This is a genomic window from Solibacillus isronensis (genome assembly GCF_900168685.1).
In the GTDB taxonomy this organism is placed as follows: Bacteria; Bacillota; Bacilli; order Bacillales_A; family Planococcaceae; genus Solibacillus; species Solibacillus isronensis_A.
The window spans coordinates 405,169-420,155 of sequence record NZ_FVZN01000013.1; the positions used below are offsets into that span (position 1 = coordinate 405,169).

Genomic DNA, 14,987 nt, shown 5'->3' on the forward strand with positions numbered 1-14,987 from the left:
AGGAGCTGAAAAACTATGATGGATACACAACTAGTTTTGACTGGATTTTTAAAGCGTGCACAACGGTACTTCCCGAACAAACAAATTATCTCTCGTACAAGCCCCACTAAAACACATCGCATCACATTCAATGACTATGTAAAAAGAACGCACCGTTTAGCGGATGCCCTGACAAAGCTCGGGATGAAGCGTGGTACAAAAGTCGGCACATTTGCCTGGAATCATCACCGTCACCTTGAAGCATATTTTGCGATTCCATGCAGCGGTGCCATTTTACACACGATTAACATCCGCCTTGCCCCTGAACATATTGTTTATATTATCAATCATGCCGAAGATGAAATTTTATTGATTGATAGCGACTTATTCCCGTTAGTCGAGCCTGCACTTGGCCACTTGAAAACGGTTAAGCATATTATCGTCATAGGTGATGAATTAAGCGCTCCACAATCCAGTTTCCCGAATGTATACAGCTACGAACAGCTTCTACAGGAAGCGGATGAAAATTACGAATTCCCGACAGATCTGGATGAAAATTTGCCAGCTGGGATGTGCTACACTTCTGCAACGACAGGTATGCCAAAAGGTGTCGTCTATACACATCGAAGCATCGTGCTTCATAGCCTCGCACTTGGCCTTGCCGAATCCTTTACAGTAAAAGAAAGTGACACTGCCCTTCCTGTTGTACCGATGTTCCATGCAAATGCATGGGGCTTCCCGTTTGCTGCATTGAATTTCGGCTCCAATATTGTTTTACCAGGACCAATGATGACACCTAGTTTAATACTGGACTTGGTTGAACAAGAAAAGGTAACAATTACAGCAGGTGTTCCAACAATTTGGCTTGGCGCACTGGTTGAACAGGAAAAAAATCCACGTGACCTTTCATCTGTCCGTTTAATTATTTCAGGTGGCTCCGCATCACCAAAAGGCTTAATTCAGGCTTACAATGAAAAACTTGGTGTTCCGTACATTAACGCCTACGGTATGACAGAAACTTCACCGCTTGTAAGTATGTCGCATCTAACAAGCGATATGAACGACTATACAGAAGATGAACAGTTAAATATCCGCGTTTCTCAAGGTTTGACAGTTTCGCTAATTGAAACAGAAGTTGTAAATGAAAATGGCCCGGTTCCATGGGATGGAAAAACAATGGGTGAACTGCGTGTCCGCGGTCCATGGATTGCCTCTGAATACTACAATGATGAACGGACTAATGAAGCATTCCGTGATGGGTGGCTTTATACAGGTGACATTGCGGTCTATACAAAAGAAGGCTATATCAAACTTACCGATCGTACGAAAGACCTTATCAAATCGGGTGGAGAATGGATTTCGTCCGTTGATCTGGAAAATGCCCTCATGTCACATCCAGCTGTTTTCGAGGCTGCCGTAATTGCGGTTCCGCATCCGAAGTGGCAAGAGCGTCCGCTGGCATGTGTTGTTTTAAAAGAAGGGGCAACAGCATCTAAAGAAGAGCTTATCGAGTCTATCGAACTGGACTTTGCAAAATGGTGGATTCCGGACGATGTCGTATTTTTAAATGAAATTCCAAAAACTTCTGTCGGCAAATTTTTAAAAGCAACTCTACGAGAACAATTAAAAGACTATAAAGTTCAAATTTAACGAAAGAAAATGTGCACTGAAACGCAAATTTCAGTGCACATTTATTTATTTTCCTTCATCCTCTTCATCATCAAACTGCTGCGGATCTGAAATGCGCTCCGCTTCTTCCAATTGCCCGCCATCTCGTAAGTTCTCCATCTGTTTCCCTAGAATTTTCAGCTCATCCATAGTATTAGCCATATTTCCGTTAACGATTTCTTCTCTTTTCATATGCTATCCCTCCAAATTAATTTAGTATTATTTTTTTCCAATTTTGACTGATTTCTGTCATAAATAAAGTATTCATTCAAATAATTTATGCTATACTGAAAAAAGAGATAATTAAAACATGAGGAGGATACTTCCATGAAATTACTTTTAATTCTTGGTGTCAGCATATCATTTTTAGTAGCTATTTTCACAGCTGGCTATGATAGCAAACCATTCCCAAAAGAAAGATAATTCCACTAGCTTTCCAGTAAAGGACAATCGTCAAGTAGCGATTGTCTTTTTCATTTGACTTTTATTATCACATATTTTATATTAGTTACATAAAGTAAGTTGATTATAAAAAATAACCATTAAGGGAGTTCATATATTATGGCTACACATTTTCATAAAAAACCTAATCTATACCCAGCTCATGTTCAATTAAAGGTTTCTAACTTAGTACGTTCGATCGAATACTACACAACGGTTATCGGCTTTAAAGTATTACAGCAAACAGAAACGGAAGCATACTTAACAGCAGACGGACAAACAAGCTTAGTATCACTAGTCGAAGTACAAAATGCACAGCCGCTTAAACAAGGCTTTGCAGGTTTATACCACTTAGCATTACTATTACCCTCTCGCAAGGACTTAGGAAACATTGTACAGCATTTTGTTAACATGAATATTCGTCTTGGTGCTGCAGATCATGATGTTTCAGAAGCGCTTTACTTGAACGATCCGGATGGAAACGGAATCGAAATTTATATCGACCGTCATGAATCGGAATGGACTTGGAATCAGGATGAACAAGTGCATATGGTGACAGAACAGCTGAATTTCCAGCCGATTTTAGCAGCTGCAGACGGCAACTGGAACGGCCTTCCTGCTGACACTGTTATGGGGCATGTACACTTATCCGTAGTAAATCTGGACAAATCGGAGCAGTTTTATACAAATGTATTGGATTATAATGTTGTGACTCGTTACGGTGCACAGGCGCTGTTCGTATCAACTGGTAAATACCATCACCATTTCGGATTAAACACTTGGAACAGCAACAATGGCCATGCTCCAGCAAACGATATGGTCGGTTTAAAATCCTTTACGGTCGTATTAAAGGATGCGGAATATGCTGAAAAAGTAAAACAAAGCCTGACAACTAACGGATTCATCGTTGAAAACTTTGCAGAAGCACCAGCACACGGTGGCACTCAGTTATTCTCAACTGTTGATCCAAACGGTTTACGCATCGTGTTTACATTAGACGGTGAATAATTACCGGTAACCTAAAGCAAGAGCCCGAAAAATTTTTCGGGCTCTTTTTGAAACTTTCTTTTCTATCCTACGTATACATAACTAATTACAAATAACGGAGGAATTCATTTGTCACTATTTAATAAAGTTTTAGCAAGTGTTGGTATAGGATCTGCAAAAGTTGATACAAAATTACACAAATCAACTTACACATTAAATGAAAATATTTCAGGTGTTGTAGAAATCATCGGGGGTAGCACGGAACAGCAAATTGATGCAATCTATCTAACTCTTTATACAAACTTTATCCGCGAAATTGATGATAAAAAGATTAAAGATGACGCGGTGCTGCACAAATACAAATTAAATGAGCCATTCACAATTCAGGCAGACGAAAAACGCCAAATTCCATTTTCGTTCGCCCTGCCCCCTATTGTTCCGGTAACAACGGGCAACTCGCGTGTATGGATTCAAACGGGCTTAGACATTAAAAATGCGGTAGATCCTACAGATAAGGACTTTATCGAGATTCAGCCAACTCGTCTTGCGAATGGCGTGTTAACAGCGATTCAAAATATGGGCTTCCGGTTACGTAAAGTAGATAACGAACAAGCCCCTTCTTATTTACGCCGCCAAACACCGATTGTACAGGAATTTGAGTTTACACCGACAAACAACACGTATCGCCGGTATCTAGACGAACTTGAAGTTGTCTTTTTACATCAATCACCAAATTCAGTCGAAATTTTATTGCAGGTAGACCGACGTGCCCGCGGACTTGGAGGATTTTTATCCGAAGCATTCGAAATGGATGAAAGCTTCATCCGCCTTACATTATCCGAACACGACAATATCCAGGCAAAGCTTGAGCAAGTGATTAAAACGAAGATGAAATAATAAAAAGGCAAGAAGCATCAGTCGCTTCTTGCCTTGTTTTATTTTAATCCTGGGTAGTTTTGTTGTCTTAGTACTTCGTAAATAACGATTGCCGCTGTGTTTGATAAATTCAGTGAGCGGATATGGTCACTTTGCGGGATGCGCAGACACATATCGGCACGCTCTTTTGCGAATTCTTTTGGCAATCCTGTCGTTTCTCTTCCGAACATAAAGTATAGGTCACGCTCTGTATTGCTGAAATCATGTGTCGTAAATGGCTCATCACTATATGTCTCAATTAAATACACATCGCCATCTTTACTGTACTCGATAAAATCTTCTAAAGAATCATGGTAAACGACATTCACGTGTTCCCAATAATCCAATCCAGCACGCTTCAGCATTTTGTCATCTGTTGAAAAGCCCAATGGACGGATTAAATGTAATGATGTATTCGTTCCAGCACAAGTGCGGGCAATGTTGCCTGTATTTGCTGGGATTTCTGGTTGATATAATACGATATGGTTTGGCACTTTACGATCCTTCTCTCTTAATGATTTAACATTGCCAGTCCTTTTTCAATCTCGGCCAGCACTTCTTCATCCTGCTCTGTATTTCTGGCAGCCAGTAAAATTTCTTCTGCCCCGTCTGTTCCGATTTTTCCGATTGCCCATGCAGCCGTCCCTCTTAATACAGGCCGTTCATCTTTTTGCAATACTTGAATTAAGTCAGGCATTGCCGCTTCTTCTTTAAAGTGGGCAAGCGCTAAAATGGCATTGCGCTGAATCGGCTTTTTACCACGCCATGAGCCGGATACATGTCCAAACTTTGCTTTAAATTCCTTATTGGAAATAGATAAAAGCGGCTGCAGTAACGGTTTTGCGATTTCAGGATCCGGCGTGAATTCATCATGAATCCAGTTTAGCTTTCCTTTATTTTTCGGACACACTGTCTGGCATGTATCACAGCCGTACAAACGGTTTCCGATTTTTGCACGAAACTCATCCGGCAAAAACCCTTTCGTCTGAGTTAAAAAGGCAATGCAACGCTGTGAATTCAGCTGCCCTGGTGCAACGATCGCTCCTGTTGGACATACATCGATACATAAAGTACAGTCACCACATTCGTCTTCCATCGGTGTATCTGGAGCAAACGGGATATTTGTGATGATTTCGCCTAAATAGACGTACGAACCAAATTCAGGTGTAATAATAGAGCAATTTTTGGCACTCCAGCCGATTCCTGCTCGTTCTGCAACCGCACGATCTACCAGTTCCCCGGTATCGACCATCGATTTCACCTTTACATTCGGCACCCGTTCCTGCAGCCAGGCTTCAATGAGCTGCAGACGTTCTCGAACTGCTGTATGATAATCAATCCCCCATGAAGCACGGCAAAAGATGCCGCGACGCTCCCCTTTTTTTCCTTGCGGGGCATCTTGCATGCGTGAAGGATACGCAATGGCAATCGCAATAATACTTTCTGCTTCATCTAATAATTTTAAAGGCTCTGTACGCAGCTCTATATTTGCTTCTTCAAAGCCTGATTGGTATGCTAATTGTTGCTGACGACGTAGACGATTCTTCAATTCATGAAACGGAGCAGCGGTTGTAAATCCGATTTTATCAACACCAATGGATGCTGCATATTTCACTAAATCTTCTTGAAGTTGATGTACTTTCATTTCACATGCTCCTTTCAAATGATACAATAAATATAAATTTATTTTGTATTACATAATTTAGTATTTCTCCCATTAAAAACAATGTAAGAGGTGTTCTACATGAATATTTCAATAAATGAAGCTCTTTTTTCAGTAAATAAACAATTAAAAATTGGCCTTATCCATTATAGCAAAATTATCGTTGAAGAATCTCCTCAAATGATTAAAGGACGTACACAACTTTATCAGGAAAATCTATATTTGGAATTACAGGAAACACCTGTGACAGAGCGAACTGGTATTAAAGAGTGGCGCCAGCTTTGGAAGGCTTTCGGCGGTGATCCGAACCGTTACCGTCACTCTGCGGAAAGTTTAATGCGACGTATCGCTAAACAGCAATATTTAGCACCGTTCCATTCGGCTGTTGATTTAAACAACTTCTTTTCACTGCAGTACGAGATTCCTGTTGGCATATATGATTTAGATGTTATAGATGGGGACGTGGAAATCGGAGTAGGCAATGCGTCGACAGGCTATGAAGGGATCAACGGACGCTTTAATTCATTGGAGAATATCATTCATTCAAAAGATGCGCTCGGCCCATTCGGCAGCCCCTTTGTTGATTCAAAAAGAACGGCAGTAACAGAAGCTACGACAAATGCTCTGCAAATCTTTTATTTACGTCCTTCTCTTAGTGAAAAGGAAGCAACTGAACTATTGAGCAGTGCAGGAAACATGTTTACACAAATTAGCGGTGGCGAATATAAAGTACATATTCTTTCAAAGGAAAATTCAAAAGTTCATATTTAAGGAGTGAAATCGTTTGACTATTAACTTAGCTGAGGCAGTAAAACTGAAAAGTATCATTACGAAAAGAATCCAGGAACGAACAATACAAGTACATTCATTAACACATGCTATTATTGAAAAAGGCGAACAGCCGAAAACACCTGATTATACACTCGAAATGCTTGAAGCAGAGTTAAAAGAGCTTCGTTATGATTCACGTAAACTTGATGCCCTGATCTACCGGGCTAATATCGACAATACTATTGTGTTTAAAGATGAGGAAATGCCTATTGTTGAGGCGATTGAACTTGCGAGCCAATTACGCGCAGAAGCGCAGTTTTGTAAAAACCTTGGTTCAGAAGAGAAAGAAGCATTTTACCATAACTCCGGTGATGCAATGCTTTACCGCGTAGCATTGTATGATCCAATGACATATCGAAACCGTGCAAACGAGCTTGAAAAGGAAGCACATCGCCTTTCCAATTTAATTAATGCCAAAAACTATCAAGTTGAAATCGAATTTGATGACAGCAATTATTTCTAAACCTAGGGCGGTGAGACTCCAAACTGGGTAATAACGAGCGATTATGCTTCGGCATTCCCAACAACTGGTGAAACCAATAACTCTTTACCGTTTACAATGTTACCTTTCACTCATAACCAACCATAGTAAAAGCTAACACAAACTTATAGAGTAATTTTGCTCGCTCGTTATTAAAAGACACCTGCTCACATTTGTGAAAAGGTGTCTTTGCTTTTAATTACATATAATTCTTACTCTACACCCGGTAAAATTCTTAATTCCTTTTCATCTGCATCCAAAATTACATCCACACCTAATGGAATCGCAATATTAGGTTTACAATGGCCAATTTTAAACCCAGCTAACACAGGTTTGTTAAACGGCTTCAAATACCCTTCTATTACCTTCAATACATCTTCATAGTTGTATGTATCATCCGGCATATTAAAGTCTGCTATAACAAAGCCTGATGCAAGCTCCAGCTTTCTTGAAAGACGCAGCTGGTTCAGCATTAAATCAATTTGTTCAATTGTTTCCCCTATGTCTTCAAGAAGTAAAACTTTATTGCGCACATCAATTTCAAATTTAGTTCCTAGCGTACTGACAATACGGTTCAAATTTCCGCCTGTCAATTCGCCGCGTACAACTCCCGGTACAACTGTCGTAAGAGGTGAAATACTTTCCGTATACTGAATTTCAATTGGTTGGAACAGCTGTTGGAACATGTTTTTAGAAAGAGTATCCAGCTCCCCTTTTGGACTGGACATCATCGGACCATGGAATGTCACTAAATTTGCAAACTCGTTTACTTGAGTATGTAAAGCCGTCACATCGGAAAAGCCCCAAATAATTTTCGGATTGTCCTCGATTAATGGGTAACTTATTTTATCGATAATTCTTGAGACCCCATAGCCGCCCGTCACTAAAAAGACTGCCTTCACTTCCGGATCAACAATCATCTGGTGGAAATCTTTAATTCGCTCCTCATCGGAACCTGCCAAATAGCCTTCATATGCCTGTACCGTATTACCAAGCTTATATTTTAAACCAAGCTCTTCTAAAAGCGCTAATTTATCACCTAATGATTCTGTCTTAAGCGGACTGCTTAAATTAACTAATCCTACAGTATCGCCATGCTGTAATCTTGCTGGTCGAATTTTCATGTTAATGACCTCCTTTTACTTCTATCGCTATTGTATCATAGCGTTTTATGTAAAGCGCATTGCAAATTCCATGGGGTTGTCCCTATAATAGATAAAATCATTTTTCCAATATAAGGAGATGTACAATAATGAAATTTCCACCACAGCTACTGCTCATTTTGGCTACTTTATTATGGGGCGGTAACTTTGTAATTGGACGAGCTGTTTCTGGGGATATTCCTCCGATTACTCTTGCTTTTTTACGATGGATTGTCGCCTTTCTCGTGTTTTTCCCTATCGCTTACCAACGTACGAAAAAAGAATGGCCATCACTGAGACAGCATTTGGGTGCCGTCATTGTTTTAGCACTTACAGGAGTTGCTGCGTTTAATACGCTCGTTTATATCGGTTTGCATTATACAACATCCATCAATGCATCATTAATGAATTCATCAACACCGATTATTATATACATACTGAGCTTCATCTTTTTAAAAGAACATTTAACAAAATTTCAACTGCTCGGCACGTTTCTCTCTTTAGCCGGAGTGCTCTTTATTATATCTGGAGGTTCATTACAAAGCCTGCTTTCATTTTCATTCAACAAAGGGGACTTAATCGTATTAGTTGCGGTAGTGTGTTGGAGTGTGTATTCATTACTCATTAAAAAGTACGCTGGGAAATTGCCAGGATACTCTACATTTTTAGTGACGATCGCATTTGGTGCCATTATGTTACTCCCGTTTGCAGTATATGAACAACTTACATCGTCACAAGCAATCGTATGGAACGCTTCGACAATTGGGGCGATTATTTATGTAGGTATCATTGCTTCAATTGTTGCCTTTTTAAGCTGGAACACTGGCGTTGTCTCCTTAGGTGCAAACAAAGCAGGAATCTACCTCAACTTCATTCCATTATTTGCTACAATCTTTGCCGTGCTGTTTTTAAATGAGCAACTCCTGCTTGCTCAAATAATCGGTGGGATCGCTGTTATTGCTGGGGTGTTTATTTCAGCAATAAAATAAAAAGGAGTGCACATTGTATGCACTCCTTTATTTTATTTAACATCTGTATAAATAACGGTAACATCCGGATGGTTGTGCAGAGCGCTTGCAGGGAAGTCTTCTGTTACTATCCCACTGCGCAAACGATCAAAGGCCTCTTGTTTTGATGCACCCGAAATTAATAATACAATTTTTTTAGAACTCAAAATTGTTTTGATACCCATTGTAATGGCATGTGTCGGCACATCAGCAATTGAATCAAAATAAACTTGGTTCGCTTCACGTGTAGACTGTGCAAGCTCTACAATATTTGTACCTAAATCGAAAGGAGTTCCCGGTTCATTAAAACCGATATGTCCATTCACACCAATTCCTAAAAGCTGAATATCAATATTTCCTGCTGCCTTAATCATCGCATCATATTCAGCAGCGGCCTTTTCTAAATTTGATTTATTGCCTGCAGGTAAATTAATATTTTCTTGTTTTATATCGATATGATTAAACAGATGATGATCCATATAATAATGGTAGCTCGATTCATTTGCCGGATTAATACCGATATACTCATCCAGGTTAAAAGACTTGGCCTGTGCAAAAGAGACCTCGCCAGCCTTGTATGCTGCTACCAGCTCTTTATAAAAGCCTTCCGGAGTACCTCCTGTAGCCATTCCAAATACCGTTGCACTATTCTTTTTTAATTGATCTATAAAAATTGTTGCGGCAATTTTACTCATCTCATCATAGTTCGCCGCTTCAATCCATTTAAAATTTGTTGCTACATTCATTTATTTAATTCCCTACTTCCTCACTAAAATACATATTTGTTATTATCTAAATAATAATTGCTACATTTTATCTTCTTTATATTATAATGTTCATTCTATAGTAAATAATTTTAAGAAGCTAGAAAAAAACGTATTACTTCCTATAAAAAAAGTACGTACTGAAGCAAGCCTTATATATATGTAATTTGCATATCTTTCCTTACTTTAAATAAGTAAAACAGAGAAATCAAATAATTTTCTTCAACAATTTTATTATGCTTATACACACAAAAAAGCTGCCATTTTACAATAATGCTTAAACTGGATCATACCTCGCTTAATCGTATCAAGGAGTCTCTTAATGGATTAATACTTGATAATGTTTAATTTAAGACTAAGGAAGTCAATAATGGATTGTTGTTACAATTGTAACGTTATTATAAGAGGGTATTGAAGAAATAGAAATTAGACTATACTCCAATTAAATTAATGAAAGCATATGCAAAAAACCCTCAAAGCCTAATTTAAAGGCTTTAAGGGTTTTTTAATCTGTTGTATTGAACTGATACCGAGTGTGGGACTTGAACCCACACGCCTCGCGGCAACGGATTTTGAGTCCGTCGTGTCTGCCATTCCACCAACTCGGCAAAATAAGGTAAAAAAAAATCGGGTTTTCCGATTTAATAAAATATGGAGGCGGCAACCGGATTTGAACCGGTGATAAAGGTGTTGCAGACCTGTGCCTTACCACTTGGCTATGCCGCCATATTTGGAGCGGAAGACGAGGTTCGAACTCGCGACCCCCACCTTGGCAAGGTGGTGTTCTACCACTGAACTACTTCCGCAAATTAAAAAAATGGCTGGGGTACCTGGATTCGAACCAGGGCATGACGGAATCAAAATCCGTTGCCTTACCGCTTGGCTATACCCCAAATATTTAAATTTTAATATATAATGGGGCGACTGATGGGAATCGAACCCACGAATGCCTGAACCACAATCAGGTGCGTTAACCACTTCGCCACAACCGCCACTATATTATAATTTTAATACTTAAACCTAAATAAAAATGGGGCGACTGATGGGAATCGAACCCACGAATGCCTGAACCACAATCAGGTGCGTTAACCACTTCGCCACAACCGCCACTATATTATTTTAAGTATTTTTAAGTTATTTGGCAGGGGCAGTAGGAATCGAACCCACACTGACGGTTTTGGAGACCGTAGTTCTACCTTTAAACTATGCCCCTATCAAAAGGATGGTGGAGGGGGACGGATTCGAACCGCCGAACCCTAAGGAGCGGATTTACAGTCCGCCGCGTTTAGCCACTTCGCTACCCCTCCAGGTAATGGTGCCGGCGAAAGGAGTCGAACCCTCGACCTACTGATTACAAGTCAGTTGCTCTACCAACTGAGCTACACCGGCAAAAATATGGTGGGTTTGGACGGAATCGAACCGCCGACACTTAGAGCTTCAATCTAATGCTCTACCAACTGAGCTACAAACCCACAATTTAATGTTTTAAAAATGGCGGTCCCGACCGGGATCGAACCGGCGATCTCCTGCGTGACAGGCAGGCATGTTAACCGCTACACCACGGGACCATTTTGGTTGCGGGGGCAGGACTTGAACCTGCGACCTTCGGGTTATGAGCCCGACGAGCTACCACTGCTCCACCCCGCGATAATATTATTTGTTTAATGGTGGAGGATGACGGGCTCGAACCGCCGACCCCCTGCTTGTAAGGCAGGTGCTCTCCCAGCTGAGCTAATCCTCCAACGCTGGATACTACTTATGTATCTTTTTGGTGACCCGTACGGGATTCGAACCCGTGTTACCGCCGTGAAAGGGCGGTGTCTTAACCACTTGACCAACGGGCCTCTAAATTTGCCTGGCGGAGAGTAAGGGATTTGAACCCTTGATGCAGGGTTACCCGCATACACGATTTCCAATCGTGCTCCTTCGGCCACTCGGACAACTCTCCAAGATTTAATGGCTCCGAAGGCAGGACTCGAACCTGCGACCTGCCGGTTAACAGCCGGATGCTCTACCAACTGAGCTACTTCGGAATAATTCTGTAACAGCCTAGCGACGCCCTACTCTCACAGGGGGAAGCCCCCAACTACCATCGGCGCTAAAGAGCTTAACTTCCGTGTTCGGTATGGGAACGGGTGTGACCTCTTTGCTATCATCACTAGACTATTATTCGAAAGACATTATTCATTATATCATACTTTTCTTATTTGTCAAGTATTTTCTATAATAAAATTTCATTCTTTCAAAACTGGATAAACGTTTCATTGAGTTGTGCAATAAAATGTGGTTAAGTCCTCGACCGATTAGTATTCGTCAGCTGCATGCGTCACCGCACTTCCACCTCGAACCTATCTACCTGATCGTCTTTCAGGGGTCTTACTTACTTGCGTAATGGGAAATCTCATCTTGAGGGGGGCTTCATGCTTAGATGCTTTCAGCACTTATCCCGTCCATACATAGCTACCCAGCGATGCCTTTGGCAAGACAACTGGTACACCAGCGGTATGTCCATCCCGGTCCTCTCGTACTAAGGACAGCTCCTCTCAAATTTCCTACGCCCACGACGGATAGGGACCGAACTGTCTCACGACGTTCTGAACCCAGCTCGCGTACCGCTTTAATGGGCGAACAGCCCAACCCTTGGGACCGACTACAGCCCCAGGATGCGATGAGCCGACATCGAGGTGCCAAACCTCCCCGTCGATGTGGACTCTTGGGGGAGATAAGCCTGTTATCCCCGGGGTAGCTTTTATCCGTTGAGCGATGGCCCTTCCATGCGGAACCACCGGATCACTAAGCCCGTCTTTCGACCCTGCTCGACTTGTAGGTCTCGCAGTCAAGCTCCCTTATGCCTTTACACTCTACGAATGATTTCCAACCATTCTGAGGGAACCTTTGGGCGCCTCCGTTACCTTTTAGGAGGCGACCGCCCCAGTCAAACTGTCCGCCTGACACTGTCTCCTACCCCGCTAAGGGGCATGGGTTAGAAGTTCAATACAACCAGGGTAGTATCCCACCGACGCCTCCTTCGAAGCTGGCGCTCCGAGATCTCTGGCTCCTACCTATCCTGTACAAGTTGTACCAAAATTCAATATCAGGCTACAGTAAAGCTCCACGGGGTCTTTCCGTCCTGTCGCGGGTAACCTGCATCTTCACAGGTACTATAATTTCACCGAGTCTCTCGTTGAGACAGTGCCCAGATCGTTACGCCTTTCGTGCGGGTCGGAACTTACCCGACAAGGAATTTCGCTACCTTAGGACCGTTATAGTTACGGCCGCCGTTTACTGGGGCTTCAATTCACAGCTTCGCTTGCGCTAACCGCTCCTCTTAACCTTCCAGCACCGGGCAGGCGTCAGCCCCTATACGTCACCTTACGGTTTTGCAGAGACCTGTGTTTTTGCTAAACAGTCGCCTGGGCCTATTCACTGCGGCTTCTCTAGGCTATGCACCCAAAGAAGCACCCCTTCTCCCGAAGTTACGGGGTCATTTTGCCGAGTTCCTTAACGAGAGTTCTCTCGCACACCTTAGGATTCTCTCCTCGACTACCTGTGTCGGTTTGCGGTACGGGCACCTCTCACCTCGATAGAGGCTTTTCTTGGCAGTGTGAAATCAGGAACTTCGCTCATACGAGCTCGTCATCACAGCTCAACGTTAAAGTATGCGGATTTGCCTACATACACGCCTTACTGCTTGAACACGCGCAACCAACGGCGTGCTTACCCTATCCTACTGCGTCCCCCCATTTCTCAAACGGTGAGGAGGTGGTACAGGAATATCAACCTGTTGTCCATCGCCTACGCCTATCGGCCTCGGCTTAGGTCCCGACTAACCCTGAGCGGACGAGCCTTCCTCAGGAAACCTTAGTCATACGGTGCATGGGATTCTCACCCATGTTTCGCTACTCATACCGGCATTCTCACTTCTAACCGCTCCACCAGTCCTTCCGGTCTGACTTCAACGCTGTTAGAACGCTCTCCTACCACGCATACTCAAAGTATGCATCCACAGCTTCGGTGAATCGTTTAGCCCCGATACATTTTCGGCGCAGCGTCACTCGACCAGTGAGCTATTACGCACTCTTTAAATGATGGCTGCTTCTAAGCCAACATCCTGGTTGTCTAAGCAACGCCACATCCTTTTCCACTTAACGATTACTTGGGGACCTTAGCTGGTGGTCTGGGCTGTTTCCCTCTTGACTACGGATCTTATCACTCGCAGTCTGACTCCCGTGTATAAATATCCGGCATTCGGAGTTTGTCTGAATTCGGTAAAGCGAGATGCCCCCCTAGTCCAAACAGTGCTCTACCTCCGGTATTCTCAATCACGAGGCTAGCCCTAAAGCTATTTCGGAGAGAACCAGCTATCTCCAGGTTCGATTGGAATTTCTCCGCTACCCACACCTCATCCCCGCACTTTTCAACGTGCGTGGGTTCGGGCCTCCAGTGAGTGTTACCTCACCTTCACCCTGGACATGGGTAGATCACCTGGTTTCGGGTCTACGACCACGTACTAATTCGCCCTATTCAGACTCGCTTTCGCTGCGGCTCCGTCTTCTCAACTTAACCTCGCACGTAATCGTAACTCGCCGGTTCATTCTACAAAAGGCACGCTATCACCCATTAACGGGCTCTAACTACTTGTAGGCACACGGTTTCAGGATCTATTTCACTCCCCTTCCGGGGTGCTTTTCACCTTTCCCTCACGGTACTGGTTCACTATCGGTCACTAGGTAGTATTTAGCCTTGGGAGATGGTCCTCCCGGATTCCGACGGAATTTCACGTGTTCCGCCGTACTCAGGATCCACTCTGGAGGGAATGAACTTTTGACTACAGGGCTTTTACCTCGTTTCGCGGACCTTTCCAAGTCGCTTCGTCTAATTCATTCTTTTGTAACTCCGTATAGAGTGTCCTACAACCCCAAAGAGCAAGCTCTTTGGTTTGGGCTCTTCCCGTTTCGCTCGCCGCTACTCAGGGAATCGAATTTTCTTTCTGTTCCTGCAGGTACTTAGATGTTTCAGTTCCCTGCGTCTGTCTTCAACACGCTATGAATTCACGTGAAGATACTATCCGATTAAAGATAGTGGGTTCCCCCATTCGGAAATCCCCGG

The 14,987-nt window shown here is 42.6% G+C and carries 11 protein-coding genes, 16 tRNA genes and 2 rRNA genes; 6 read left to right on the plus strand and 23 right to left on the minus strand.

The features are described from left to right. Positions 1-15: 15 nt before the first annotated feature. Positions 16-1,629 (plus strand): long-chain fatty acid--CoA ligase, encoded by a 1,614-nt coding sequence (locus B5473_RS08620; RefSeq protein WP_079524501.1) that lies wholly within the window; start codon positions 16-18, stop codon positions 1,627-1,629. Between the two features lie 45 nt (positions 1,630-1,674). Here B5473_RS08620 and B5473_RS08625 read toward each other — a convergent pair whose 3' ends face one another. After that, complete coding sequence (locus B5473_RS08625; RefSeq protein ID WP_079524502.1) at positions 1,675-1,839, minus strand: hypothetical protein; 165 nt, start codon at positions 1,837-1,839, stop codon at positions 1,675-1,677. A gap of 369 nt (positions 1,840-2,208) precedes the next feature. On the opposite strand from B5473_RS08625, the gene B5473_RS08630 reads away from it, so the two are divergent. Then, on the plus strand, positions 2,209-3,096 hold the full coding sequence (locus tag B5473_RS08630; protein ID WP_079524503.1) for a VOC family protein: 888 nt from the start codon (positions 2,209-2,211) through the stop codon (positions 3,094-3,096). A 108-nt stretch (positions 3,097-3,204) separates the two neighbouring features. After that, the gene (locus B5473_RS08635; protein WP_079524504.1) at positions 3,205-3,972 is read left to right on the plus strand and encodes a sporulation protein; all 768 of its coding nucleotides are present in this window, start codon (positions 3,205-3,207) and stop codon (positions 3,970-3,972) included. 38 nt (positions 3,973-4,010) lie between these two features. On the opposite strand, the gene trmL is transcribed toward B5473_RS08635, so the two are convergent. Then, positions 4,011-4,484: a tRNA (uridine(34)/cytosine(34)/5-carboxymethylaminomethyluridine(34)-2'-O)-methyltransferase TrmL gene (trmL, locus tag B5473_RS08640; protein ID WP_079524505.1), complete on the minus strand. Its 474-nt coding sequence runs from the start codon at positions 4,482-4,484 to the stop codon at positions 4,011-4,013. Positions 4,485-4,501: 17 nt separating this feature from the next. Beyond that, positions 4,502-5,635 (minus strand): tRNA epoxyqueuosine(34) reductase QueG, encoded by a 1,134-nt coding sequence (gene queG, locus B5473_RS08645; RefSeq protein ID WP_079524506.1) that lies wholly within the window; start codon positions 5,633-5,635, stop codon positions 4,502-4,504. Positions 5,636-5,734: 99 nt separating this feature from the next. On the opposite strand from queG, the gene B5473_RS08650 reads away from it, so the two are divergent. Then, a complete protein-coding gene (locus tag B5473_RS08650) occupies positions 5,735-6,424 on the plus strand; it encodes a B3/B4 domain-containing protein (protein ID WP_079524507.1) in 690 nt (229 codons plus the stop codon). A gap of 13 nt (positions 6,425-6,437) precedes the next feature. After that, complete coding sequence (locus B5473_RS08655) at positions 6,438-6,947, plus strand: DIP1984 family protein (protein WP_079524508.1); 510 nt, start codon at positions 6,438-6,440, stop codon at positions 6,945-6,947. Between the two features lie 230 nt (positions 6,948-7,177). Here the strand turns inward: B5473_RS08655 and B5473_RS08660 are convergent, their stop codons facing one another. Beyond that, positions 7,178-8,089 (minus strand): S66 peptidase family protein, encoded by a 912-nt coding sequence (locus tag B5473_RS08660; RefSeq protein ID WP_079524509.1) that lies wholly within the window; start codon positions 8,087-8,089, stop codon positions 7,178-7,180. Positions 8,090-8,217: 128 nt separating this feature from the next. Between B5473_RS08660 and B5473_RS08665 the strand changes: the two genes are divergently transcribed. Further along, entirely contained in the window at positions 8,218-9,096 is an 879-nt protein-coding gene (locus B5473_RS08665; RefSeq protein ID WP_079524511.1) for a DMT family transporter, read from the plus strand. 32 nt (positions 9,097-9,128) lie between these two features. Here B5473_RS08665 and nagB read toward each other — a convergent pair whose 3' ends face one another. From nagB to B5473_RS08760, 19 genes are all read right to left on the minus strand, one after another. Then, positions 9,129-9,860: a glucosamine-6-phosphate deaminase gene (gene nagB / locus B5473_RS08670; RefSeq protein WP_079524512.1), complete on the minus strand. Its 732-nt coding sequence runs from the start codon at positions 9,858-9,860 to the stop codon at positions 9,129-9,131. Between the two features lie 545 nt (positions 9,861-10,405). After that, a tRNA-Leu gene (locus B5473_RS08675) sits at positions 10,406-10,486 on the minus strand. A 44-nt stretch (positions 10,487-10,530) separates the two neighbouring features. Continuing rightward, positions 10,531-10,604: transfer RNA gene (locus B5473_RS08680), tRNA-Cys, on the minus strand. A 5-nt stretch (positions 10,605-10,609) separates the two neighbouring features. Then, positions 10,610-10,684 (minus strand) — tRNA-Gly (locus B5473_RS08685). Between the two features lie 12 nt (positions 10,685-10,696). Next, positions 10,697-10,771: transfer RNA gene (locus tag B5473_RS08690), tRNA-Gln, on the minus strand. 23 nt (positions 10,772-10,794) lie between these two features. Continuing rightward, positions 10,795-10,870, minus strand: a tRNA-His gene (locus B5473_RS08695). A gap of 39 nt (positions 10,871-10,909) precedes the next feature. Further along, positions 10,910-10,985, minus strand: a tRNA-His gene (locus B5473_RS08700). Between the two features lie 32 nt (positions 10,986-11,017). Continuing rightward, a tRNA-Trp gene (locus B5473_RS08705) sits at positions 11,018-11,091 on the minus strand. Between the two features lie 10 nt (positions 11,092-11,101). Further along, a tRNA-Tyr gene (locus B5473_RS08710) sits at positions 11,102-11,185 on the minus strand. Positions 11,186-11,191: 6 nt separating this feature from the next. Next, positions 11,192-11,267 (minus strand) — tRNA-Thr (locus B5473_RS08715). 7 nt (positions 11,268-11,274) lie between these two features. Beyond that, positions 11,275-11,350 (minus strand) — tRNA-Phe (locus B5473_RS08720). A gap of 20 nt (positions 11,351-11,370) precedes the next feature. After that, positions 11,371-11,446 (minus strand) — tRNA-Asp (locus B5473_RS08725). Positions 11,447-11,450: 4 nt separating this feature from the next. Beyond that, positions 11,451-11,525, minus strand: a tRNA-Met gene (locus B5473_RS08730). A gap of 18 nt (positions 11,526-11,543) precedes the next feature. After that, a tRNA-Val gene (locus tag B5473_RS08735) sits at positions 11,544-11,619 on the minus strand. A gap of 28 nt (positions 11,620-11,647) precedes the next feature. After that, positions 11,648-11,722: transfer RNA gene (locus B5473_RS08740), tRNA-Glu, on the minus strand. Between the two features lie 12 nt (positions 11,723-11,734). Beyond that, positions 11,735-11,826: transfer RNA gene (locus B5473_RS08745), tRNA-Ser, on the minus strand. A 9-nt stretch (positions 11,827-11,835) separates the two neighbouring features. Further along, positions 11,836-11,911 (minus strand) — tRNA-Asn (locus tag B5473_RS08750). 14 nt (positions 11,912-11,925) lie between these two features. Beyond that, positions 11,926-12,041: ribosomal RNA gene (gene rrf, locus B5473_RS08755) — 5S ribosomal RNA — on the minus strand. Positions 12,042-12,161: 120 nt separating this feature from the next. Continuing rightward, a 23S ribosomal RNA gene (locus tag B5473_RS08760) occupies positions 12,162-14,987 on the minus strand; the annotation flags it as partial.